This is a genomic window from Lysinibacter sp. HNR, from assembly GCF_029760935.1.
Lineage (GTDB): Bacteria > Actinomycetota > Actinomycetes > Actinomycetales > Microbacteriaceae > HNR.
The window spans coordinates 886,061-908,858 of sequence record NZ_CP121684.1 but is presented as its reverse complement, the minus strand read 5'-3'; the positions used below and the strand labels follow the sequence as shown (position 1 = coordinate 908,858).

General features: G+C 52.4%; 20 protein-coding genes. 11 read left to right on the top strand and 9 right to left on the bottom strand.

The window, feature by feature from the left end; translation table 11 throughout:
• Position 1 precedes the first annotated feature (1 nt).
• The 4 genes from FrondiHNR_RS03910 to FrondiHNR_RS03895 are packed head-to-tail and all read right to left on the bottom strand — an operon-like array spanning position 2 to position 3,782.
• Positions 2 to 1,120, bottom strand: a complete 1,119-nt coding sequence (locus FrondiHNR_RS03910; RefSeq protein ID WP_279353945.1) for a DegT/DnrJ/EryC1/StrS family aminotransferase — start codon at positions 1,118 to 1,120, stop codon at positions 2 to 4.
• A complete protein-coding gene (locus FrondiHNR_RS03905) occupies positions 1,110 to 1,742 on the bottom strand; it encodes an acetyltransferase (RefSeq protein ID WP_279353944.1) in 633 nt (210 codons plus the stop codon). Before FrondiHNR_RS03905 ends, FrondiHNR_RS03910 begins: the two co-directional genes overlap by 11 nt.
• Position 1,743: 1 nt before the next feature.
• Positions 1,744 to 2,859 carry a glycosyltransferase family 2 protein gene (locus FrondiHNR_RS03900; RefSeq protein ID WP_279353943.1) on the bottom strand — a complete coding sequence of 372 codons (1,116 nt, stop codon included), beginning with the start codon at positions 2,857 to 2,859 and terminating at the stop codon, positions 1,744 to 1,746.
• A gap of 26 nt (positions 2,860 to 2,885) precedes the next feature.
• Positions 2,886 to 3,782, bottom strand: coding sequence for a glycosyltransferase family 2 protein (locus FrondiHNR_RS03895; RefSeq protein WP_279353942.1), 897 nt, complete (start codon positions 3,780 to 3,782; stop codon positions 2,886 to 2,888).
• Positions 3,783 to 4,145: 363 nt separating this feature from the next.
• On the opposite strand from FrondiHNR_RS03895, the gene FrondiHNR_RS03890 reads away from it, so the two are divergent.
• From FrondiHNR_RS03890 to FrondiHNR_RS03860, 7 genes are all read left to right on the top strand, one after another.
• Entirely contained in the window at positions 4,146 to 4,691 is a 546-nt protein-coding gene (locus FrondiHNR_RS03890) for a hypothetical protein (protein ID WP_279353941.1), read from the top strand.
• On the top strand, positions 4,688 to 6,790 hold the full coding sequence (locus tag FrondiHNR_RS03885) for a hypothetical protein (protein ID WP_279353940.1): 2,103 nt from the start codon (positions 4,688 to 4,690) through the stop codon (positions 6,788 to 6,790). Before FrondiHNR_RS03890 ends, FrondiHNR_RS03885 begins: the two co-directional genes overlap by 4 nt.
• Before the next feature lie 250 nt (positions 6,791 to 7,040).
• Positions 7,041 to 9,224 (top strand): hypothetical protein, encoded by a 2,184-nt coding sequence (locus FrondiHNR_RS03880; protein WP_279353939.1) that lies wholly within the window; start codon positions 7,041 to 7,043, stop codon positions 9,222 to 9,224.
• The gene (locus FrondiHNR_RS03875; RefSeq protein ID WP_279353938.1) at positions 9,221 to 10,345 is read left to right on the top strand and encodes a DegT/DnrJ/EryC1/StrS family aminotransferase; all 1,125 of its coding nucleotides are present in this window, start codon (positions 9,221 to 9,223) and stop codon (positions 10,343 to 10,345) included. Before FrondiHNR_RS03880 ends, FrondiHNR_RS03875 begins: the two co-directional genes overlap by 4 nt.
• Before the next feature lie 5 nt (positions 10,346 to 10,350).
• Positions 10,351 to 11,328, top strand: a complete 978-nt coding sequence (locus tag FrondiHNR_RS03870; protein WP_279353937.1) for a glycosyltransferase family 2 protein — start codon at positions 10,351 to 10,353, stop codon at positions 11,326 to 11,328.
• On the top strand, positions 11,315 to 11,740 hold the full coding sequence (locus FrondiHNR_RS03865) for a GtrA family protein (protein WP_279353936.1): 426 nt from the start codon (positions 11,315 to 11,317) through the stop codon (positions 11,738 to 11,740). Before FrondiHNR_RS03870 ends, FrondiHNR_RS03865 begins: the two co-directional genes overlap by 14 nt.
• Positions 11,737 to 12,696 (top strand): WxcM-like domain-containing protein, encoded by a 960-nt coding sequence (locus FrondiHNR_RS03860; RefSeq protein ID WP_279353935.1) that lies wholly within the window; start codon positions 11,737 to 11,739, stop codon positions 12,694 to 12,696. Before FrondiHNR_RS03865 ends, FrondiHNR_RS03860 begins: the two co-directional genes overlap by 4 nt.
• Before the next feature lie 105 nt (positions 12,697 to 12,801).
• Here the strand turns inward: FrondiHNR_RS03860 and FrondiHNR_RS03855 are convergent, their stop codons facing one another.
• The 3 genes from FrondiHNR_RS03855 to rfbC form a co-directional block, all read right to left on the bottom strand.
• A complete protein-coding gene (locus tag FrondiHNR_RS03855; protein WP_279353934.1) occupies positions 12,802 to 14,862 on the bottom strand; it encodes a hypothetical protein in 2,061 nt (686 codons plus the stop codon).
• Between the two features lie 480 nt (positions 14,863 to 15,342).
• On the bottom strand, positions 15,343 to 16,212 hold the full coding sequence (rfbA, locus tag FrondiHNR_RS03850; RefSeq protein ID WP_279353933.1) for a glucose-1-phosphate thymidylyltransferase RfbA: 870 nt from the start codon (positions 16,210 to 16,212) through the stop codon (positions 15,343 to 15,345).
• Positions 16,209 to 16,826 carry a dTDP-4-dehydrorhamnose 3,5-epimerase gene (gene rfbC / locus FrondiHNR_RS03845; RefSeq protein ID WP_279354462.1) on the bottom strand — a complete coding sequence of 206 codons (618 nt, stop codon included), beginning with the start codon at positions 16,824 to 16,826 and terminating at the stop codon, positions 16,209 to 16,211. The genes rfbA and rfbC overlap by 4 nt, the downstream gene beginning before the upstream one ends.
• 107 nt (positions 16,827 to 16,933) lie before the next feature.
• Between rfbC and FrondiHNR_RS03840 the strand changes: the two genes are divergently transcribed.
• The 4 genes from FrondiHNR_RS03840 (at position 16,934) to FrondiHNR_RS03825 (ending at position 20,916) form a co-directional block, all read left to right on the top strand.
• Positions 16,934 to 17,812 carry a glycosyltransferase family 2 protein gene (locus tag FrondiHNR_RS03840; RefSeq protein ID WP_279353932.1) on the top strand — a complete coding sequence of 293 codons (879 nt, stop codon included), beginning with the start codon at positions 16,934 to 16,936 and terminating at the stop codon, positions 17,810 to 17,812.
• A 110-nt stretch (positions 17,813 to 17,922) separates the two neighbouring features.
• Entirely contained in the window at positions 17,923 to 18,909 is a 987-nt protein-coding gene (gene rfbB / locus FrondiHNR_RS03835; protein WP_279353931.1) for a dTDP-glucose 4,6-dehydratase, read from the top strand.
• A 4-nt stretch (positions 18,910 to 18,913) separates the two neighbouring features.
• Entirely contained in the window at positions 18,914 to 19,783 is an 870-nt protein-coding gene (gene rfbD, locus FrondiHNR_RS03830; RefSeq protein WP_279353930.1) for a dTDP-4-dehydrorhamnose reductase, read from the top strand.
• The gene (locus FrondiHNR_RS03825; protein WP_279353929.1) at positions 19,780 to 20,916 is read left to right on the top strand and encodes a hypothetical protein; all 1,137 of its coding nucleotides are present in this window, start codon (positions 19,780 to 19,782) and stop codon (positions 20,914 to 20,916) included. The genes rfbD and FrondiHNR_RS03825 overlap by 4 nt, the downstream gene beginning before the upstream one ends.
• Before the next feature lie 24 nt (positions 20,917 to 20,940).
• Here FrondiHNR_RS03825 and FrondiHNR_RS03820 read toward each other — a convergent pair whose 3' ends face one another.
• On the bottom strand, positions 20,941 to 22,287 hold the full coding sequence (locus tag FrondiHNR_RS03820; RefSeq protein WP_279353928.1) for an LCP family protein: 1,347 nt from the start codon (positions 22,285 to 22,287) through the stop codon (positions 20,941 to 20,943).
• Positions 22,284 to 22,778 (bottom strand): 5-(carboxyamino)imidazole ribonucleotide mutase, encoded by a 495-nt coding sequence (purE, locus tag FrondiHNR_RS03815; RefSeq protein WP_279353927.1) that lies wholly within the window; start codon positions 22,776 to 22,778, stop codon positions 22,284 to 22,286. The genes FrondiHNR_RS03820 and purE overlap by 4 nt, the downstream gene beginning before the upstream one ends.
• Positions 22,779 to 22,798: the final 20 nt, after the last annotated feature.

Below are 22,798 nucleotides of genomic sequence, written 5' to 3'. Positions count from 1 at the left end.
CTTACAAGCCATTCAACGTTTTTATTACACGATCAAGATCTTCTGATTTCATGTTTTCATGAATCGGCAGAGAAAGAACTCGTCCTGCTATATCTTCGGTAACGGGGAGGGGTGCGGATAAATCTTGATAGGGGGCAAAAATCGGTTGTCTATCGACAACAGGTGAATAATAGGTCCGAGCCTCAACTCCCTCTTCGATTAGTCTCTCTCGAGCGCGTTCTCGGGTCTTATGATCTACCGTGATAACGCTCGCAAAGCACACGGAAGATTGTTCAATGCCTCGAGGAAAGCTAAAAAAATCCGCTGAAATTTCTTCACGGTATCGGTTCAGGGCCAGGCGACGTGAGCTCAGCGCTTTCTCAAACTTGGGAAATTGACGGAGCCCCAGAGCCGCGTTGAGTTCCTGTAGCTTACCGTTGATTCCCACCTGGTTTGAGCCGAGACCATCGGCAAAACCAAAGTTTGAAAAACTTCTCATACTCTCGGCAAGTATGGGATCTGAGGTAACAACCGCCCCTCCCTCACCGATGGCAAAAGGCTTTGTCGCGTGAAACGAAAAGACTTCGCATCTTCCGGTTGCGCCGAGAAGGGTTCCATCAGAATGTCGTGAGCCAAACCCCGCGGCAGAGTCAACAACCATAGGCCATGATTTTTGCTCGCAGAGATTTTCCCAATCTGAGATATCTGGATTTCCAATTCCAAAAGTATTACACAGCAAAACCCCCGCAACCTCACACTTTCCTTCTCTAGCGATATGAATTGCGGATTCAACGGAGGGCTGAAGCGTATCTGCGTCAATATCGATGAATAAGGGCTTGTACCCCAGAAGCTGAATGGACAGGGCCCCCGCCGCAAAAGTAAAGGATGGGATAATGATTCCTTTAGTACCATCGCCAGGACCAAAAACCGCCGAAAGTGCAGCGATTATACCTGAGGTTGCGTTGTTGAAGGTCACAGCGTGCAGGTTTTGTCCCAGATAATCGGCTATTTTCTCACGAAACCTTATCTCACGTGGACCAAAGTTAGTAAACCAATTTGACTCAATAATCTCCTCAAAATCGACAGAGAGATCGGTGGGGAAAGGAAAAACCGGTCGAATAAAGGGAACCTCATAGCTCATACAACCACTCCTCGCTCTCTCTTACCCTGCGTGCAGGGGTGCCAACATAGAGCCCTCGCACAGTCACATCGCTCAGAACAGTTGCTCCGGCACCGATAATCGCGCCCTCGGTAATTGAAACCTCATGTGCTACATTTGCCCCTACCCCGACAAAGACACCGGCAGCCAAGCGACAAGAGCCCGCAATACGCGCTCCAGGAGAAACCGTGCAATAGTCATCGATGACCGTATCGTGGCTAATCGATGAACTCACGTTAATCATCACGTGTCGCCCCAGAGTCACTCGATTCGTAATGATTGCTCCCGGAGCAATAACACAACCATCACCAATGGTCGCCGAGGGACTCACACTACTAAATCCGGCAACATAGGTTAGAAAAGTTTTCCCGGCCCAAAAGTTAACAAGTTTCCTTTTTAATCCTGGAGCACCCACCGCAGCAATCACAGGCGTGCTCAAGTGTTCTTCCTGCCGCGTAGTAATATCTATGAGAGAGAGGTTGCGCGGATCGAGATATTCGCGGCTTACTGCACGAAAACTAGCATGAGCGGGATCAAGATAATCCTCGATCTCGTCTGCCTGTTTTCCTCCTCCGAGAAAGCCATACTTGACCCTCGACCCCATGCTAACGTTGCCTCAGCAAACGCCGAATACGGCGTTTAATACCCGCGAGCTTTGGATATAGCCAACGCAGCGGTTGAGTAATCTTCCAGCTACGGCTGCTTACCACATCAGAATATTCGTCTCGCATTGTGTTGATAGTAACTTGCATCGTATTGATAACAGGATGCAGCGCTGATTCCGCGGCTATATATTTCCGAATGTCCTCGACCACACCGGGAGAGGCAACCCAGGGGTTCTCATTCAATTTTTCGATGACACGAGCCTCCGAAGCGAGCCAGGAGGCTCGATCATGTTCGGTATAGGAAGAAGATGCTCCCTCCCACTTGCGATAGATCGCGGTGAGGTGTAATACATCGTCGACCCCCATTAAGGTAGAGCCTCGAAGAATCATGTCCCAATCTTCACACACGCTCAGTGTCTCGTCAAAAACAAGACCCCACTCGGTAAAGAGCGAGCGTGGAAAGGCCCAACTCATGAAAGGAGAGTGATTCATAATCAGATGATCCACCTGATTGAAGCTCTTTGCATAATCGGCCTTAGGCCAGGACAGCGTGCGAAAGCCTGATTGATCCTGCGGCCAGAGTTCAGGAACGGCCTGCTGCACCGCAACGTTTGCTCGCATTAGACGAGTAACACCAGCTCGCTCTGCTGAGTGAAACGACTCCACCCAATGCGCAAATATCAGGTCGTCATCGTCATAAACCGCCACGAATCGTCCGTGCGCAGCCTGCACTCCCACGTTTAACGGTGTTCCTCTCGTTCCCCCCTCAACACGAATAACGCGTATTTTATCGCGAAACGATTGGGGATAAGACCCTATGATCTCGGCAACCTGTCGTGCGGCAAAAGCGGAGGATCCATGATCAACAATGATCACCTCAAAGTCACTATCCGTCTGAGAATAGAGACACAGTAGCGCATCTTTCAGGGGTTCTAGACGTTTGCCCTGTGTTCTCATGATGACCGAAAGAAAAGGCTGAAACTCTAGATGGGGATTTACCAAATAGCGTCGAAGAGCATCCAACTTTTCAGCCAGGCCAGAACTTACTCTGCCAGTTTCTTGGTAAGAGTCGAACAGGGTAACAAGGGATGCTTGAACGGTTCTATCCGGCGACATATCATTTTTCATTCTCTAGCTATCTCTCAAAATCGGTGTACCGCGTAGTTCCCGGCAACAAACCGGGCAACCCGATGGTCTGTGTCGCAGGGTTCAGGCAATTGTCCTTCTTCTCGACGTCGAAGAAAGACGCGTCGAGCTTTTTGAACGTGTTCGTTTGTATCTTCCTCAAAAGCATGCAATAAGTTCTCTACAATGTCGTTTCGAGAGTACTTATAAGCCAGTATGAGGGCTGCTTCTGCCGAATAATATATTTCCGCGGTTGATACGGGCCAATCGCCGGAGAGAGTCAAGCGTTTATCATGAAACACTCGCGCCGAGGGTTCATAGACCACACGATACCCACGAAGCTTGAGCTGCCAGGAATAGTCCACATCATCGCAGTACAGGAAAAAAGAACTCGCGTCAAAGCCTCCAACTTTTTCAAAAGCCTCGCGTATCGTGAGGGCACACGCGGTCGAGGCCCAACTGGTATCACCGAGATATTTCTCGTAGTCCTTAGGATGTTCCTGTGGAAGCTGCCTCGCTTCCACAAGTCCTACGCCGTCGACCAACGAACGATTCAAATTGGTCACGGTATCCGGAGCAACGATCGCATCGGGGTTAAGAATAAGAATAAGATCAGACTCTGCTAGGTCGGCAAGCCTATTCTGTCCAGCAGCTGATCCTAGATTCTCGCCAAATGCTTCGTATCGAAATACTCCCCCGCTTCTAGCCACCAGGTCTTCGATGCGCGAGAGGTGGTCGTCGGTGAGAGCCGGCTTTGGCGAACAGTCTCCTACCAGATAGGTCCAGGTTGAAATGAGCTCGCTCTGGGTTGCATGTCCTATCGACCCGCTCAGCGCCTCAGCCGCTTTAATGATGTCGTCAGGATCGTTGTGAAACAAGACGGACTGAACAACTAAAGTTTGTGCGGGGCTCACACTCGGTCTCCTCGTAGCGATGAATTACTCCTCAAAAGTATATGCGATCAGCCGCAGCTAGACTTGACTACTCAACCTTAACCCTAACCCAAGTAACACATCAGCCCTAAAACACGCTTACGCGTGTTAGCCCGAAAGCCCGCTTGCGCCCTATGGCATTGCAGCGTCGGTGCCCACTCTTAAGAGCCTCGTTCGGTGGTAGTTACGATACAGAACCGTTCCAACTGGTTTGTAGGGGCAACATTCCTATTCTTATAACTTTATTCTCAGGATCATCCGCGCAAAAGCGCTACAATTTTCAATAGGGAACCGACATCTTTGACCCAATACCCCTGCTCATCACAATCCTCAGAGGCCTAATCGGTGCAAATCATTTTCAACCCAACTCAAAAGAATTTCTCGCTTCGGCGAAGCCTTATATACGTCACTGTGTCTGTGCTCTGCTCCGCCCTGGTCGGTTGTGGCACGCCAGGTAAGCCTTCCTCCCGCACAACGCCAGGCTCTACCGCAGCGGCAGAAACCGAAACAGCCCTGGTCCCGACGGAAGAGACATACTCGCAAGACGGGCAGGGAATACCCGAGAACCAGCTTCCCAGCAATAACCAAGCAGATGTCCCTTCCGTGTTCATTCCTAACTGGGAGTGGGATAAAGAAGCGAAAAAACTCAGTGTGGCTGCTTTCCTTACCTCTCCCTCCGAAGACCCTGGTGTTTGCACGCTCACCGCGCGCACGGACAGACGCACAGAGAGAACCCAATCTCCTGCTATTACAGACGCGACAACAACGATCTGCGAAGCACTTACTCTTGATTCCCCGCCACTGACCAGCGGCACCTGGGTGGTAACCGTTTCTTACACTTCGAAAAACCTTGACATCACCTCCGACCCCGAGAGCATAGAAATACCATGAATTTTCTCACATCAAAAAATCGCAAAAAGTCGATTTCTCTTCTACTTTTTGGGGCACTTTTTACAACCGGGTTGATCACGGGTGTTACCCCAACACAGCCGGCCTCAGCGTTGAGCGGCAGCCAGTTTGACCCGGGAAACATTATTTCCGACACACTTTTCTACAACTCACAGGCGATGAGTCAGGCTCAGATTCAGAATTTTCTAGATGCAAAAGTCGGAAGCTGCCTGAACGGAAACTGCCTGAACGTCAAACGCACCAACACCACTACACGGGATGCTAACCCTATGTGCAACGCTTATCGCGGAGCACCTAACGAGCTCACCTCAGAAATTATCTACAAGGTTCAGAGCAGTTGCGGCATAAGTGCAAAAGTTCTTCTGGTGACTCTCGAAAAAGAGCAGTCGCTCGTCACCCATAGAAACCCTACGGACGCGCGTCTAGACCGGGCGATGGGCTATGCCTGCCCAGACAATCCGGCAAAACCAGGCTGGTGCGACCCCACCGTGGGTGGATTGTACAACCAGCTTTACATGGCAGCGTGGCAGTTCAAACGCTATGGTAATCCTCCCGGTACGACAAACACGTTCACCTGGTACCCGGTGGGACGAGCAAGTAACGTGCTCTACAATCCGAATGCAGCCTGTGGGTCAAAACCCGTAACCATCAAAAACAAAGCTACGGCAGCGCTCTACTACTACACTCCATACCAGCCAAACGCCGCCGCTCTCAATAACCTCTATGGTGCGGGCGATAGCTGTTCAGCCTATGGAAACCGTAATTTTTGGCGACTCTACAACGATTGGTTTGGCAGCACGCAAGGAGCGGTGAACGACCCGATTGGTCAGATTGTGTCGACAACAACCCCACCCAACCGGATCTACACCTACGGTTGGGCCTTCGACCCCGATTCCCCAACCGCCCCCCTCAACATCCACTTCCTCGTCAACAACACCACCTGGTACGCCGCAGTCGCAAACGAATACCTCCCCGCGACCGGAGCCCTCTACCCAGAAGCAGGAAACAACCACGGCTACAGCATCTCCATCCCCGCAACAAAAGGCCCCAACACCATCTGCACCTACGCCAAAAACATCGGGCCAGGCAACGACACCAACCTCGGCTGCCAAACCGTAGAAGTACCCGATACCTCACCGATTGGTCAGATTGTGTCGACAACAACCCCACCCAACCGGATCTACACCTACGGTTGGGCCTTCGACCCCGATTCCCCAACCGCCCCCCTCAACATCCACTTCCTCGTCAACAACACCACCTGGTACGCCGCAGTCGCAAACGAATACCTCCCCGCGACCGGAGCCCTCTACCCAGAAGCAGGAAACAACCACGGCTACAGCATCTCCATCCCCGCAACAAAAGGCCCCAACACCATCTGCACCTACGCCAAAAACATCGGGCCAGGCAACGACACCAACCTCGGCTGCCAAACCGTAGAAGTACCCGATTCCTCACCCGTTGGAAAACTCAGTGCTGTTACCCCGCAGCCAGGGGCAATCCGCTTCACGGGCTGGGCTGTTTCCCCAGACAACTTTTCCCAGAACACAAACATACATATTCTTATTGGCACGACATGGGCCTCAACGGTTGCAAATAAGCCAAACCCCGACTCCGAGGCTTCTCTTCCCGGCTCCGGATCAAATCGTGGATTCGATATTACCGCCGCCGCTTCCCCGGGACAGCACCGGGTTTGCGTATACGCCAAAAATATCGGCGTTGGCAACGATACCAACCTCGGCTGCCAAACCGTAGAAGTACCCGATACCTCACCGATTGGTCAGATTGTGTCGACAACAACCCCACCCAACCGGATCTACACCTACGGTTGGGCCTTCGACCCCGATTCCCCAACCGCCCCCCTCAACATCCACTTCCTCGTCAACAACACCACCTGGTACGCCGCAGTCGCAAACGAATACCTCCCCGCGACCGGAGCCCTCTACCCAGAAGCAGGAAACAACCACGGCTACAGCATCTCCATCCCCGCAACAAAAGGCCCCAACACCATCTGCACCTACGCCAAAAACATCGGGCCAGGCAACGACACGAACCTCGGCTGCCAAACCGTAACAGTACCGTGATCAGAAGCTTATGTTGCGACTCACAAGCCCGTACCATCAGCTCAAACGTGCTGGTACCCAACCATGCAGTTGCCCTGCCAAGCGTTTGCACGTGCAAAGACCCCCGCTGAACATAGCATTCACTCACAGAGGAGATTCTATAGCGAGCTCTATCCGGTAGGATATCCTTGGTCATCGGATCTCAAATACACACCGAGCACCCTAGTCCTCAGGCATGATGGTGCCAAGTTCAAGAAATAAGACAGGCCACGTGAGCAACACAGTCATCAGCCCGCAAGCAGCAACACTACTACTTAACGCTAAAAGTTTTCTCTCTTCAACGGCTCTCCGACGGGGAATAACCCTGAGTGCGCTGATCCTTATTCTCCAGCTGAGCGTTTTTCTCCCCTTCTATACGGGGCACGCTATTCCACCCTACGATTTCCTCGGGGCATATGCTGGCGACGCTTTTGTGTGGTGGACAGACGGAGGGTTCTTTGAGCGAACCGAGTGGGTGCCCTATCTCTGGGCCGGATACCCGTCTGCCGGAGGGCTGCAAAATAGCGCCTGGTACCTTCCCACCGGGTTAATCACCGCATTCGGCCCATACAGCATGCACATGGCGGCTATTCTCGCTGCCCTACACGTGGCGTTTGGCGCATACGGTATGTATTTTCTTCTGCGCGCACTACGGTCTGGATTTTTTGTATCTTTATTCGCCTCGGTTGCCCTATTCTTCGGGGTCGGTTTCTTCAGTAACGCCTCCCATATTGATATCGCGAGAGCATACGCTTGGCTGCCCTGGGTCTTACTCGTGTTTACCCCCCTGTGGAAATGGAAAAGATGGTGGTCGATTCCCTTATCAAGCCTTATCCTTTGGCAGGCCCTGACTGGAATATATCCGGGAACCACCGTTGCCGCTGTTTATGCCCTCATTCCGTGGACAGTCGTTATCTGCCTCATCTATCGACCAAAAATCAAATCCTTCATCCTACCGTTGGCCGTGTCGGGGTTTGCCGCATTACTGCTTTCCATGCCGAGACTGCTTCCCTACGCGCTACTCAACGATGACGGAAGCTCCGCCTTCGGTGAAAGCTCCGTCTTTAGCCCCTCGGTGCTTGGAACGGTGCTCTTCGGCTACGGGGTACAGAACGACATTCCCAATGATGTCACCATGCGATCTTTCTTCGTTCCAGTAACGGTTTTGGCACTCACCGCCTTCGCTCGCTGGACAGATCCCCTCTGCAAGTTAGGACTCGCCATCGGCGTCCCCGCATTCCTTCTTGGAATGCCCTTCTTACCCTGGTTTGAAGCAACGAGAAACCTTCCCGGCCTAAGCCTGAGCCGGTTCACAATGAGCGACTTCAAGCTCTTTCTCGTATTAGCCGCTATTCTCCTAGCCTCTTCTGGACTCAAAACCCTTACTAGCTCTAAGCAACAGCCGCGATTGAGCCGGGGAATATTGATATCATTGGCTGCGTCCTGGTTAGTGGTCGCCGGTTTTGGAATTCTCGCTATTCGCGGCCCCTACTCGAAACTCGACACCATACCAGCGCTCCTTCTTCTCTGCCTGGTACTGGCCATCGTAACCGCGTTCATCACGTTCAATCACACCCTTGATCACAAGAAATTTGGTACCACAGGTCAGAAGTCAGTCACCACGCTCTTCTCTTTTGCGATGATCTTTCTTACCGGAACATCCGGCATCTTATGGGCATACAGCACACCCGGACCGTGGAAATCAGACCGTGTGCCCACCGAGATTGCCGCCTACGGAGAAACAGTCGATAACCTGATTAGCCAGCGCGCTGAAAACATGAGTGACCGCACACAGCGACCAGCACGCACCCCCCTACCACCGAATTTTGGCGACCATGATCTCTATGACAATCGCGGAAACGCCGCTTTCTTTAGCGCAGAGTACTCAATAGCGGGCTATATCAATCTTAAGCGTTCAAACAGCCATAACACTCTGGAACACGCTCTGCTCAAGAGCGAGATCCGGGAGGAGCTTGCCGCCTTTCTTGCGCTCCCAGGCACAGTTCTAGCCGTTGCAGACGATGGATCAACCTCAGCAGAAAGCCTCCTCGCCTGTGTCCTCGAAAATGACTGCGGAGTCGATTCCACACCCATTTCATACGCTCCTGGAGAGTACACCTATCAGCTTTCCCTCAGCAGCCCCAGAACTGTCGTCCTCAACGAGTCCTTCTTCCCCGGCTGGTCGGCTCAAGCCTGCTTCGCCGACGGGCGATGCGAAATTCTCGACCCTCAGCTCAGCCCATACGGCATAATTCAGATCGCACTTCCCTCCGGAGATTTCGATCTTTCGCTCAGCTATCTCCCCCCGGGAAGAACGGCGGGTTGGATTCTCTTCGGTTCTGGCTTGATGGTATTATTGGGTGCTGTTGCTGTAGTGATGTTTATAAAAAGACGCCAGAAAGAGACTGAACTATGAGGGTTGAAAAAGCGCCCGTTCCGTTTAACGATCTGGCCCGGATGGACACCGATCTTCGCTACGAAATAACCGAGGCAGCAGCACGGGTTATCGCAAGCGGTTGGTATGTGATGGGCCCTGAGCACAAAGCCTTCGAGCAGGAGTTGGCCTCTTTTATCGGCGTCGAATCTGCTGCCCTGGTCGCAAATGGAACCGATGCCCTAGTTCTTGCTCTACTCGCTCTGGGCACAACAAGTGACGATCTCGTTCTCACCTGCGCAAATGCTGGTGGCTACACTACTACGGCTTGCCGATTAGTAGGAGCAATCCCCGTCTACGCAGATGTTGACCCTTCTACCCACCTACTCACCGCGGAAACTGTGAGGGCTGGAATAGAGAGCGCATATGCCACGTACGGACGTAAACCCTCTGTCATCGTTGTAACTCATCTTTATGGGGCAAGCGCAAACATAACTCAGATTACCGAGTGGGCTCATGCGCAGGGCATTTCCGTTGTCGAAGATTGCGCCCAGGCCTTTGGTGGATTTTCTGGGAAGAACCGACTCGGTTCCATCGCCGATATCTCCACGACCAGCTTCTATCCCACAAAAAATTTGGGAGCCATCGGGGATGCCGGTGCAATTTTCACCAATCGCACCGAGCTGGATACCAGGGTGAGAAGCCTGCGCCAATACGGATGGAGCACCAAATACAGAACAACAGTTCAGGGCGGGATGAACTCCCGCTGCGACGAGCTACAGGCGGCAATACTGCGGATCAAGCTCCGACGATTAGACGGATGGAACGCCAGACGGCGTGAGATCCATGCACTCTATGAACGAGCCCTCAGTTCCTCCACTACCGCACGCCTTCTCAACAGCGTTGAAGGCGAATTTGTCGGGCATCTGGCCGTACTTGTTGTTGACGATAGAGAATCGGCGATAAAAATCTTTAACGACCACGGTATCAAAACCGATATTCACTATCCCATATGCGACCATCAGCAGCCGACCGCCCCAGAAGGCTCATATAGCCTCCCCGCCTCTGAGTATGCCGCAGAGCATATTATCTCAATTCCCCTTTTTGCCGAGCTTGAGGAGCACGAGACCGATCGTGTTGCTGAAGCGTTACGGGCGATCTAGCCCCTATGCCAGCCTCATCCCCACAGAAAAGTGAATCCGCGATCACTTATTCAATTGTGATCCCCGTTTATAAAAACGAAGAGAGTCTTCCTGATGTGATCGAGAGAATTGAGCAGATGCAGAGTCGTCTAGATGCTCCGCTCGAGGCAGTATTCGTCGTTGACGGCTCGCCTGACGGATCGCTCAACACACTACGAAATCTGTTACCCAAGTCAACTTTCAATTCGCAGCTCTTAGCTCACTCCAGAAATTTTGGTTCGTTTCCCGCGATTAAAACCGGATTCAAAAGTGCCCGAGGTCAGTACATCGCCGCAATGGCTGCCGATCTACAAGAACCCAGCGAATTGATCGAAGACTTTTTTGCTCAACTAAAAACTGGTGAGTGGGATGTGGCAGTTGGCATAAGAGAGGGCAGAGAAGACCCTCTCATCTCGCGCACTCTATCAAAATTTTATTGGAGCACCTATCGAAAATTTGTGCAACCCCATATGCCACCCGGTGGCGTGGACATTTTTGCTACCACGCGTGCGGTGGCCGATAAACTCGGGGCGCTCAATGAGTCAAACTCTAGCCTGATTGGTCTCCTTTTTTGGCTGGGGTATCGCCGCATCGAGATCCCCTACACTCGGCAAGAACGAACGCACGGAAAAAGTGCGTGGTCGATGCGAAAAAAGATCAGTTACCTTCTTGACAGTGTTTTCTCTTTCACGAGTATGCCTATTACCGCGATTCTAGGACTCGGACTCACCGGTTCGATTCTCTCTATAGTTGCTGCTTTTGCGGTCTTCGTGTCCTGGCTTCTCGGTAGCGTTCCAGTTCCGGGATACACCGCACTTATGCTCGTACTGCTATTTTCTGCCGGAAGCATTCTCTTTGCAATAGGGATTCTCGGCACCTATGTATGGAGAACCTACGAGAATACAAAAAATCGACCCTCTTCTATTCTCATGAGCACAGAGGTTTTCAACGATGAGTCTGTCTAAGAAAAACAGCGAAATGGTGAAACAAATCATCCGCTTTATAATAGTCGGAGGGTCAAACACCCTTGTTACCTATGCAATATTTATTGGCTTAGGAATCATAATCGCCCCGTGGGCAGCGTATACGATTGCCTTCATCATCGGATTAGCCTGGGTCACCTTTGGGTCTTCTCGCATTGTCTTTAGGGCCAAAGCACAACTCCGCCAGATGACGTTGTTTGCTGTTTGGTATCTTTTTATCTTTGGAATTGGACAGCTCATCATCAGGATCATCGAGCCTCAAGGGTTCATAGAACTCGCAATGACCAGCCTGACCGTTCTCCTATTCACAACACCACTTACGTTCATCGGTGGGAAGTTTTTATTCCGTGAGCCGAAAGAACAGCTGCTACTACCCGAAAGAAGAGAGTCATGACAGCTTTTTTTCATCCCCAGGCGCTCGTAGAATCTTCAGCGATAGGGAGCGGGACAAGAGTGTGGGCTTTTGCACACATTTTACCCGGGGCCCAGATAGGCAAAGATTGCAATATCTGTGACGGAGTTTTCGTCGAGAATGATGTGCGAGTCGGCGACCGAGTAACGGTAAAAGTGGGCGTGCAGCTCTGGGACGGCCTCACCCTCGAAGACGATGTTTTTATCGGCCCAAATGCAACTTTCACAAACGATAAGCACCCTCGAAGCAAGCAGTACCCAGATAGTTTTCTCACCACAATCGTGCGAAAAGGTGCCTCTATTGGCGCTAACGCCACCATTCTTCCCGGCATAACCATTGGAGCAGGTGCCATGGTTGGTGCGGGTAGTGTCGTCACCCGGGATGTTCCGCCGGGCGCAATTGTGGTGGGTAACCCGGCCCGCATTAAAGGCTATGTCAATACGCCCTCGATCGTTTCTGATCGAGACGCCGAGGAAGCCCCAACCTCTAGCACAAATCTTCTCGACCCCAGCAAAGCTGATGACGTTCGATTCGGAAAACTCACCCGCGCAATTGATCTGAGAGGATCGCTCGTAGCGGGCGAAGTGGGTAAGCATATTCCGTTTCAACCCCAACGCTTTTTCGCAGTTCACGATGTTCCCTCCGAAGAGGTGCGAGGTGCTCATGCACACCGCAAATGCGAGCAATTTCTCGTGTGTCTCTCCGGCTCTGTTCACGCGATCGTAGACGATGGAAAAAAACGGGAAGAGTATGTTCTGGACTCCCCTGATCTCGGACTGTATATGCCCGCGATGACCTGGGGAACGCAGTATAAATACAGCCCAAACGCCACCCTTCTCGTACTCGCGTCTCTCCCCTACGATAACGATGATTACATCAGGAATTATGACGATTTCTTGGCGGAGTCCGCGCAGAAACAGACCACCAAAGAATCCTAATTCCACAGTTTTCGAACTCTGACACCTGAACAAGTAACATCTAGAGGAAGAAGATAACTTGGATCTGATACATATTTAGGAGCATCAGACCCAAACCTGAGTAGCTTACTGCGGCTGTTCAACCGTTCGATAAATACGAAAAGTTGAGGGACCTGCCTGAACAGTGTCTACCAGTCGCACACAGCTCTGCTCCAACTCTGATTCGCTAAGCACAAAGGAGACATTCTCTTGCGCAAAACTTGAACAGGAGTCAAAGGTTACCCGGATCTGATCCGCGTGAGGGTTTGTCACGGAGGGCTCACCTTCCCCCACAACCCACGACACATTGGCTAGTCTATTCCAGGCATACTCGTACTGCTTTTCTGGATCAATCTGATCCCACATTTCTGGTGCGGGCGCACTTTGAAATCCGTTGTATCCGGGCAAGCCAGATTGAACGAGCGCGACGTTTATCGGTGTGCTCGCATCCACCCCTACCCAGCGACCATCGGAATCACCCTGCACTTCCCGCATCGTCTGAAGCAATGGAGTATCGGTCAAGCTATAAACACCACGGTAGAGGGGGTTAACACCCAGAGTTGTGATAAAAGACATGACCAAGAAAATAGTAGCACCCCAGGTTATACGACCCACACTACTCAGCCAGACGACAGCGAGAAATAACACACATAAAACCGCAAGCGTGACGAAGGAGTCAAAACCGAAAAGTTTTGGGCTGATAATTATCGATTTATGCAAACGAAGCCACAGAGCAACTGTGGAGAGAGACAATCCCGCGACCAACGTAGCACAGAGAGCAGGAAAAATAAGTTTCAGTTTTCTTGCTTTTTCCTGACGGAGTTCTTCAACTCTCATCGCTAAAATAGCCATGAGCATAATGCTTACTATCCCAAAAAGCAGGTACATCCGCTCGGGGGTGAATCTATCCAAGAAAAGCAAGTGCGCAATCGGGTCCCACCCCGGCACAGCAAGAAACAAGAGACAAACAATCATCAGAATTGACATTGACAGGGTAACGGCATCAATCTCTCGCGAACAACGAAACCGACGCACAGCAATCCAGATAAGCGGAATCAGAAGAAATAACCCGTTGATAAAAAGGGTCGATGCTTCCGCTGCGTTTGCACCAAGTGAGCCATTTTGTTCTTCCTGCAGACCATAATTAAACGGGGCAGCCAAAAGAGCCATCCATTGGCTTATTTCCATAGCACCGGTAGGAGTAAGCCGTTCGCCAGGGTAAACAGTGTTCATGAACCCCTGAATTGTTGACCACCGAGTGAGCAACCAAATCCCGAGCACGCCCACTCCTGCCACTCCTGAGATCAGCAGCGGTAGGAGGGAATGGAACCTCTTCCGGATGAACGGCTGGAACCTGTTACTCGATTTGTCAAGCGTATAGCCCACACTGAATGCAAGCGCAGGAAAAACACCGGCTAAGATAAATGGGACATAAATTCCCGTCCCCAGGGTTACCGTTATATAACCTGCCAAAATCGCTAAGGTCACTCGTGCCCCCACAGAGGCGCCCTTTACCGCCCAGAGCACAGCGGCCATTACTAAGAACGCCCAGGCTATGGCCCACGTTGTGACGGAAAGATACCACCACTGCACAAATGGCGCAAAAAATAAGCCCGTAGCTAGCGCAGAAGACGCTAAGGGGCGCCGTGGCATAATACCAATAAAGAAAAGATAAGCGGCAGCGATCATGCCAAAACCAGGAAGCCACCATTTGAAGGCCATTGCGTTATCTAAGGGAAGAAACAGAAACCCCAAAAGGTGAGGTCTGAAAGCAACCGACCAGTCCGCTGAGGGTAAGTCATGCTGCACCGTCGCATCCATTCCCCCGGGAAAAATCTGGTTAACAGACGGGAGGCCCTGCTCAACCTGCGAAATGGTCCAGGAGGTCTGCACAGACCATTCGTCGCTTCGAATAGCCTGTGGTTCACCCAGGATCAACCGATCATCGGAAGAGTTCGAAAAAAATTGGTTAAGCATTCCGGTGGAACTGCCAGTCACACCTAAGCCAACAAAAACCAGAAAGAGAGCGGCGAGAAACAGAAGAGGATAAGCAATAACCCGTCTCTGTGGCAATCCGTTCTCTTGTGGCTCTACTAGCTGACGATAACGCTCAACCACCCCCTTCTTGCCCTGTTTCACCACAGACACATCTTCCTTTCACGTCACGTGTGACATCATTCGCGGGGGAACTTCTTAGTCTGTGCCAAGAGATACTCACGCACACTCCAAACATCCCTGTCAGGCACGTTTTCAACCACGGTATTACAGATAGAAGCTCAGTGAAGCTTCCGTAATATTAGTCTGAACGGTCTAATCCTACTTAACCAATTTCAATGGTTCTTACATCATGATGTTATCCCAAATATCCTGATCTATGCCTTGAATAACCCGAAAGCAGCAATATTGCAAACTGTAGAAACCTTAGGAATTACAACGGCTTTTGCCCTCCCTCCCAATTCAATCGGGCTGTCCTGCTAACAGATGGTTGCTCCTAATCTGAAAAAATATCTCCGTTTTACAGGAATTTTTCGGGAGACGGATCGCCGGATAATTCAGTGGAGAGATCTGAAGCCGCAGGAGGTGTGCCCCCGCAGACCTGATCAGGGTCGATTCTGCCGTCTTACTCGCCTAGCTGCCCCCCTCTAACAACTGGGCCAGGTATCGTCCATAACCACTTTTTTTAAGGGGTGAGGCCAGCGCGCTTAGTTGAGCATCGGAGATCCAGCCGGCCCGCCAGGCAATCTCTTCAATGCAACCGACTTTAAACCCCTGGCGATCCTCAATAACACGAACGTACTCGGAGGCCTGCATCATTGATTCAAATGTGCCGGTATCAAGCCAGGCGGTTCCCCGGTCAAGAACATGCACTTGCAGAGCGCCCCGTTCAAGATAACGCTCATTAACTGTCGAGATCTCTAGTTCTCCGCGAGCACTGGGCTCAATAGTTTTGGCAATCTCTACCACCGAGTTGTCGTAAAAGTAGAGGCCAGGAACAGCATAACTGCTCTTGGGAACGGCGGGTTTTTCCTCGATAGACCGCGCCTTCAAATTCTCATCGAACTCAACCACGCCGTAGGCGGTAGGATTACTCACGTGATAGGCAAAGATAAGGGCACCCTCAATCTCACCGTGTCTACGCAGATTAGACCCGAGCCCGGTTCCATGAAAGATATTATCTCCCAAAACCAGGGCAACACTATCATCACCAATGAACTCCTCACCGATGATAAACGCCTGCGCTAAACCGTCAGGTGAAGGCTGTACCGCGTATTCAATGGTGAGGCCAAGATGTGATCCGTCACCTAAAAGAGCCCTGAACTGATCGTTATACTCCGGTGTCGTGATGATCAGTACTTCATTAATATCAGCCATCATCAAGGTTGATAGGGGGTAATAGATCATCGGTTTGTCGTAAATAGGCATCAATTGCTTCGAGATACCCTTTGTAATCGGCCACAGTCGGGTTCCTGAGCCACCCGCAAGAATAATGCCCTTCATCGCACGCCTCCTTCAGCGTTAAGTTCAGAGTAAAAAGCTATAGCCTGCTCCCAAGTGGGCAGAAGACCCGCACTCGCCAGGTCTGCAAGGCTGGGCGCCTCGGTGTCTTTTGGTGAGAGCAGCAGCTCTCCCGCTTCCTTCGGAAACGCCAATCCAACCTCACTATCAAGGGGGTTAATTCCATGCTCGCGCTCAGCGTTAAACGGTGCAGAAACTAAATAGCTCACGGTTGCATTTTCTGTGAGTGCAACGAACGCATGACCCAGTCCCTCAGCTATATAGATTGCACGACGATCCGTGTCGTCAAGCAAGACCGAGTCCCACTGACCAAAGGTGGGTGAGCCAACCCTAATATCAATAACAAAATCAAGAACAGCTCCGTGCACCGCCGTAACATATTTTGCCTGGCTCGGTGCGATGTCCGCGAAATGAATTCCGCGCACTGTTCCTCTTTTTGAGACAGAGACGTTAGCCTGAGCGAGGTGAAGCGGGTGCCCTACAGCCTCTGCGAGCTTGTCGCTGCGATACCATTCGAGGAAGACTCCCCGATCATCAGGAAACTGTTTTGGGATGATCTCGTACGAGTGAGGTATGTTAAGTTCACGAATATCCACCATTCAATAGTAGGCCACACCCGTCTCTTCACAAGTCACACGGTCGGGTTACGGAAAAATCACGGGGTTAGTATGTAGAGTTCAAAGCCCCCTAAGATGGAAACGTAATGTCTCAGAAAAATTTTCCTGAACCGGTAGACCTGAGCGACATTCTGGTCGTAACCGTGAGTTATGGCTCGGGGGATGTACTCAAACCATTCCTCAGCGCACTTCGTGAGGATAGCCTACCGGGGCTTCGGGTCGCTGTAGCTGACAACAAGCCCAACTCCGATTCGGTAGAAAGCCTAGCCGCAACCTTCGACTGCGCTTACCTGCCCCTCCCCGAAAACCCCGGATACGGTGCAGCTATTAATCGTGCCGTCGCCGCATACGGCACAACGGCACGCTGGATCTTAGCCTGCAACCCGGATCTCGTAATCTCTCTTGACGCCGTAAAAACCATGCTTCGTCGCGCCTTAAGCGACCCTCAGATCGCCTGCGTAGGGCCTCAAATACTTGAACCCGACGGGAGCGTTTACCCTTCGGCCCGAGTTATTCCCTCGCTTCGGGTAGGGATTGGCCACGCCCTTTTTGCCAATATCTGGGAAAAAAACCCGTGGAGCAGCAAGTATCATAACGAATCCGAAGAAGATTCGGCACGCGAAACAGGCTGGCTTTCCGGTGCGTGCGTACTTATCCGCAAGTCTATATTCGATGAACTTGACGGCTTTGATGAAGGTTATTTCATGTATTTTGAAGATGTTGACCTCGGGTACAGAACAGGGTTGGCAGGCTATAAAAATATATACGAGCCCGCAGCCACCGCCACACATACGGGCGCCCACTCTACCCAGGGGGACAGCTCATACATGCTCCGAGTACACCACCAAAGCGCCGCACGTTTTCTCTCAAAAAAATATTCGGGTCCCCTCCTTTGGCCTCTGAGAGCGGCCCTCAAGGTGGGCCTCTGGGTTCGCGGAAACCTCACCAAAAGAAAAACCGGTTAGTCCCACACTTTCAAGAATTCCTACGGACACAAGCGCGTTTACAGTTATCTTTGACCCGTGTGTCGCTAGAATGAGCTTTGTACTTTAGCCTACGGAACAAGAAGGACGCAATGAAGATACTCGTAACTGGTGGAGCTGGGTTTATCGGATCCAACTTTGTGCGACGCACTCTCGAAGATGCCTATCCCGGTCTTGAGGGTTCGAACGTTGTCGTGCTTGACGCCCTCACCTATTCCGGAAACCTTGAAAATCTCACCTCGGTAGCTTCCTCTCCCCGATACAGGTTTGTCAAGGGTGATATTCGCGACGGTGCCCTGCTCGACCAGCTCCTTCCCGAAATTGACACGGTTGTCCACTTCGCCGCAGAGAGCCACGTTGACCGCTCCGTTCGGGACAGCACTATTTTTGTTGAAACAAATGTGCTGGGCACCCAGCAGTTACTCGACGCCTCGCTCCGCAACGGGGTGAAACGTTTTGTGCACGTCTCCACCGACGAGGTGTACGGATCAATCGCCGAGGGATCATGGTCGGAAGATTGGCCACTTGAACCCAATTCACCGTACTCCGCGTCAAAGGCGGGAAGCGATTTGCTCGCCCGGAGCTACTACCGTACCCACGGGCTCAATCTATCGATCACTCGCTGTTCCAACAACTACGGCCCCTTCCACTTTCCCGAAAAAGTTATCCCCCTCTTTGTGACCAACCTCATTGATGATAAGCACGTTCCCCTCTACGGCGAGGGCAATAATATTCGTGATTGGCTACACGTTGATGACCACACCCGGGGTATCGCCATGGTGGTTACCCGTGGCCGTGCGGGCGAGATTTACAACATTGGCGGAGGAACAGAACTCACCAATAAGCAGCTCACGCAACTCCTGCTTGATGCAACGGAAAAGGATTGGAGCTACGTAGACCGCGTTGCAGACCGCCTCGGCCACGACCTACGCTACTCGGTAGACATCAGCAAGATTCAGGCTGAACTCGGCTACGAGCCGCTTGTTCCTTTTGAAAAGGGCCTTGCCGATGTGGTGCAGTGGTACCGCGATAACCGGGCCTGGTGGGAGCCGCTCAAGGCCCGCGCTGCCCTGGACTAAGCCCATGGCACGAATCCTCATTACGGGTGCCCACGGCATGCTGGGAGAAGACCTGCAGCGCGTTCTCATAGAACACGACGTTACTGCGTTTGGACGTGGTGATCTTGATATCACCAACGAGGCTGCGGTACGGTCTGCTGTCAACGACTATGACGCTGTGATCAATGCGGCCGCCTATACCGCAGTTGACAACGCCGAGACGGATGAAGACGCGGCATTATTGATCAACGGAACCGGGCCTACAAATCTTGCACGGGCAACACGGCTTTCGGGGGCTAAGCTGGTGCAGATATCAACCGACTATGTATTTGATGGTTCGGCAACCACACCCTATGCCGAAAACACTCCTCACGCACCAATCTCCGCATACGGTCGCACAAAAGCCGCTGGAGAAAAAGGCGTCCTTACCGAGCACCCTGACGGATCCTATATCGTTCGCACCGCGTGGCTATATGGCCAAAACGGTGCTAATTTTGCCCAGACGATGCTCAACCTCGCGGCAAAACTCGACACGTTTACCGTTGTTGACGACCAGTTTGGTCAGCCTACCTGGACCCGTGACCTGGCTTCTCAGATCGCCCTACTGATCGATTCGGATGCCGCCCCCGGGATTTATCACGGCACCAACTCCGGTAAGACAAGCTGGCGAGGATTCGCGCAAGCCGTACTCTCGGAGGCGGGGCTAGATCCGGCACGGGTCCATCCCACAGATAGCGCCTCGTTTGTTCGACCGGCTCCCAGACCAAGCTACTCGGTGCTTGGGCATGACGCCTGGGTAGCGGCTGGCCTACCACCGATGCGTCCATGGCGGGAAGCGCTGCACGCGGCCTTCGAAGCCGACACGTTCACCCTCACCCCATCCAAAGAACAATGACAACACTCACAATAGTTGCCGAGGGTCTGTGGCCGTCCGCATCCATAGACCTCAGCGATCACATTCACGATGTGTCGCGTAGCCTGGTGGCTACCACCCCGAAAAATTGCCAGGTTGAGCTTATCCTCCCGAAGGGCCTTAACGCTGAGATCTCCTTCTACGAGTCCTTCTGCCCCCAGGCATCCGTTATCCTACTTCCACGTGATCGAGCGGCTACGGCACGTTCCTGGTCAGTAGGAATAACAGGAGGTGCACACGAGGGGCTGGTTCACGCACCCAGCATGCTTGCCCCTCTACGTCGCCACGACGGGGTTAACGACGGGGTACAAACCACCGTCAGCATTAGCGATACCACACCGTGGACGCACCCGGACAGCTGTTCTCCCGGACTTTCTCTCTGGTTTAAAGGAATGATAAAGCGTGCGCTTAAGCACGCTGATGCCGTGGTTGTCCCCTCCCATACCGTTGCGGAGAACCTCTCCCAGTACGCAAATTTCGGCGACAGGGTCCGCGTAATCGGGGAGAGTGCTCCCACACGAGTTGTTAACGCCTCAACCTCCGACAAAAATCCGATCACGCCGGATCTTCCCGTGGACTACATTGTGGCGTACGGAAATCTCGGTTCAGCAAGTGACCTCTCCACAATTGTTCGGGCGCTCACCCGTCCCGAGCTGGCCGAGCTCAGCCTGGTGGTGGTGAGCGACTCCGCTATAGACACAACCAAGTTTACCGCGTTGCTTGAGCAGCACACCGTTGATCAGACCCGGGTACGCCTGCTACAGTCTTCCCCGGGAGAACAGGTGCGCACGGCCTTTTCCGGAGCCAAAGCCTACGTCTCCCCCGGCACGAGTGACCGATACGACTCACAAATACTCACCGCATTTAGCTTGGGTACCCCCGTTATTCACTCCTCCTCCGCGCTCCACACCGAGCTTGCAGACGGTGCAGGGGTGGCTGTTGACGCGACTCTCAACTCAGACGATTACGTTGATGCCTACGCCACCGAGATCGCCCGAGTGGTGGGAGACTCCACCGTTCGTGACAGACTGTCCACACTCGGAACAGATCGAGCCAAAGCGTTCACCTGGCGTGAGACCGGCGAACGGATCTGGCAACTCCACGCAGAACTCTAAAAACACCGCAAACCCCGCGCCCTACTACTGAGACGTCTCCGGAACTCCTGGTTTTAGTGCCTCCGCTATAAGACTGTAGATGTAGTCGTAGTCGGGATTATCCGGATCAACGGTTGGCGGCGTAAGTTCAATGGTTTCAATGGGAAGCTCTTTCGTCTTTGTCGCCAAATCGACAAAGTATGCAAGCATCGACTCCGGAATATCGGTTTGAATAAGTTGCGATCCGGCGCTGGCAATTTCTTTAAACCGAGTCAAGACGTTCATCGGCGTAAACTGTGCAACAATCGCCATCTGAAGTCGCCGCTGACGCTCCATTCGCTCCCAATCGCTTGCCTGATAACGCGAGCGCGCGTACCAGAGGGCGTGATTGCCGCTCAGGGTCTGCTCTCCCGCTTCAATCCAATCGTTAACCTGACCCTTATGCTCTGAACCAACAAGCGCTACCCGCTCAGGAACGTTAATCGTTACCCCCCCAAGGGCGTCGATCATCTGCTCAAAGCCCTTCATATCGACAAGTACGTAGTACTGTATATCGATTCCGGTGATACCCTGAACAACATCCTTTGTGGCCTCGATGCCCACACTACTACCATTTTTCTCCGCATCGGGGTAGAACTCCGGATAGTAGGTACTCACGTAGTTGAACATACCGTTTGCCTTACACACTGCGGGATCTGTATTACAGACACCGGCGGCATAAAGGTCCTTCAAAGGTGACTCTTCGCTGACGGGCGTACTTTGAAAATCGCGCGGAATGCCTACCATAATGGCCTCACCGGTTTCCGCGTCGATGCTCACAACCGTCATGCTGTCGGGCCGGATACCGTCACGATCGTCACCAGAGTCAACACCCATGAGAAGGATATTGTAGCGTCCGTCAATCGGTTCCTCGCGTACACCGCCGGCAAAAACATTGCCGATGAGTGTCCAGGAGGCATTGGTGACATAGGCTGCATACGCGCTCACTCCCGTGGAGAGAAAAAGAGCAACAACCGCAACTCCGGCTACAAGAAAACGCGACCGAGGACGAACCTTAACAAATTTGACCAGGGTGAGGGTGTTGAGAGCTAAAACAAACCAAACTACACCGTAAAAAACCAGCACAACTTGAAGAATCAGCAGAGACCACGACATTGTAAACAGGCTGATGAGGGTTTGCTGAGAAACAAAAAACGTGATGAGGCCCGCCGCAACAAGCAGCCACATGACGATCGTGGTTACAAGACCAAAACGCCCAAGCTTACGGTTACCCGCAAGGACCTGTGCGGAACCGGGTATAAGAAATCCCCACAAAACAAGCCACCAGCTTCGCTTTGTCATAACCTCCACGGAGGTCTTATCGGGGTAACGAATCGGGTTATCTAGATTCATAGACTATTTTTCAATGCCTCGTTCTTGGCTTCCACCAGGGACTCTAGCTCGGCTGCGTAGGTAGAAAGCTTGCGGGAGAGGGAATCATCGGTCGCACCCAGTATGCGAGCGGCCAGCAGCCCCGCGTTTTTTGCACCGCCAATTGACACCGTTGCAACGGGAATCCCCCCGGGCATCTGCACGATTGAGAGAAGCGAGTCAAGGCCATCAAGCCGAGCCAGAGGAACGGGAACTCCGATAACGGGAAGGGTCGTAACCGACGCGAGCATACCGGGCAGATGAGCCGCGCCGCCCGCCCCGGCAATAATAGCTCGAAGTCCACGACCGGCCGCAGCCTGGCCATAGGCAATCATCTTCTCGGGGGTTCGGTGCGCGCTGACAACCTCTACCTCGTGAGAAATACCAAACTCAACCAGAACCTGGACCGCATCACTCATCACCGGCCAGTCAGAGTCGGAGCCCATAACGACCCCGACTCGGGGCTCACGCATAGAATTCTTGGCCATTCTTT

What these genes read in the sequence shown, in the direction of transcription:
- FrondiHNR_RS03910 (WP_279353945.1), bottom strand. Translation starts at nt 1,120, where the DNA reads ATGAGCTATGAGGTTCCCTTTATTCGACCGGTTTTTCCTTTCCCCACC.
- FrondiHNR_RS03905 (WP_279353944.1), bottom strand. Translation starts at nt 1,742, where the DNA reads ATGGGGTCGAGGGTCAAGTATGGCTTTCTCGGAGGAGGAAAACAGGCA.
- FrondiHNR_RS03900 (WP_279353943.1), bottom strand. Translation starts at nt 2,859, where the DNA reads ATGTCGCCGGATAGAACCGTTCAAGCATCCCTTGTTACCCTGTTCGAC.
- FrondiHNR_RS03885 (WP_279353940.1), top strand. Translation starts at nt 4,688, where the DNA reads ATGAATTTTCTCACATCAAAAAATCGCAAAAAGTCGATTTCTCTTCTA.
- FrondiHNR_RS03875 (WP_279353938.1), top strand. Translation starts at nt 9,221, where the DNA reads ATGAGGGTTGAAAAAGCGCCCGTTCCGTTTAACGATCTGGCCCGGATG.
- FrondiHNR_RS03870 (WP_279353937.1), top strand. Translation starts at nt 10,351, where the DNA reads ATGCCAGCCTCATCCCCACAGAAAAGTGAATCCGCGATCACTTATTCA.
- FrondiHNR_RS03865 (WP_279353936.1), top strand. Translation starts at nt 11,315, where the DNA reads ATGAGTCTGTCTAAGAAAAACAGCGAAATGGTGAAACAAATCATCCGC.
- FrondiHNR_RS03860 (WP_279353935.1), top strand. Translation starts at nt 11,737, where the DNA reads ATGACAGCTTTTTTTCATCCCCAGGCGCTCGTAGAATCTTCAGCGATA.
- rfbA (WP_279353933.1), bottom strand. Translation starts at nt 16,212, where the DNA reads ATGAAGGGCATTATTCTTGCGGGTGGCTCAGGAACCCGACTGTGGCCG.
- FrondiHNR_RS03840 (WP_279353932.1), top strand. Translation starts at nt 16,934, where the DNA reads ATGTCTCAGAAAAATTTTCCTGAACCGGTAGACCTGAGCGACATTCTG.
- rfbB (WP_279353931.1), top strand. Translation starts at nt 17,923, where the DNA reads ATGAAGATACTCGTAACTGGTGGAGCTGGGTTTATCGGATCCAACTTT.
- rfbD (WP_279353930.1), top strand. Translation starts at nt 18,914, where the DNA reads ATGGCACGAATCCTCATTACGGGTGCCCACGGCATGCTGGGAGAAGAC.
- FrondiHNR_RS03825 (WP_279353929.1), top strand. Translation starts at nt 19,780, where the DNA reads ATGACAACACTCACAATAGTTGCCGAGGGTCTGTGGCCGTCCGCATCC.
- FrondiHNR_RS03820 (WP_279353928.1), bottom strand. Translation starts at nt 22,287, where the DNA reads ATGAATCTAGATAACCCGATTCGTTACCCCGATAAGACCTCCGTGGAG.
- purE (WP_279353927.1), bottom strand. Translation starts at nt 22,778, where the DNA reads ATGCGTGAGCCCCGAGTCGGGGTCGTTATGGGCTCCGACTCTGACTGG.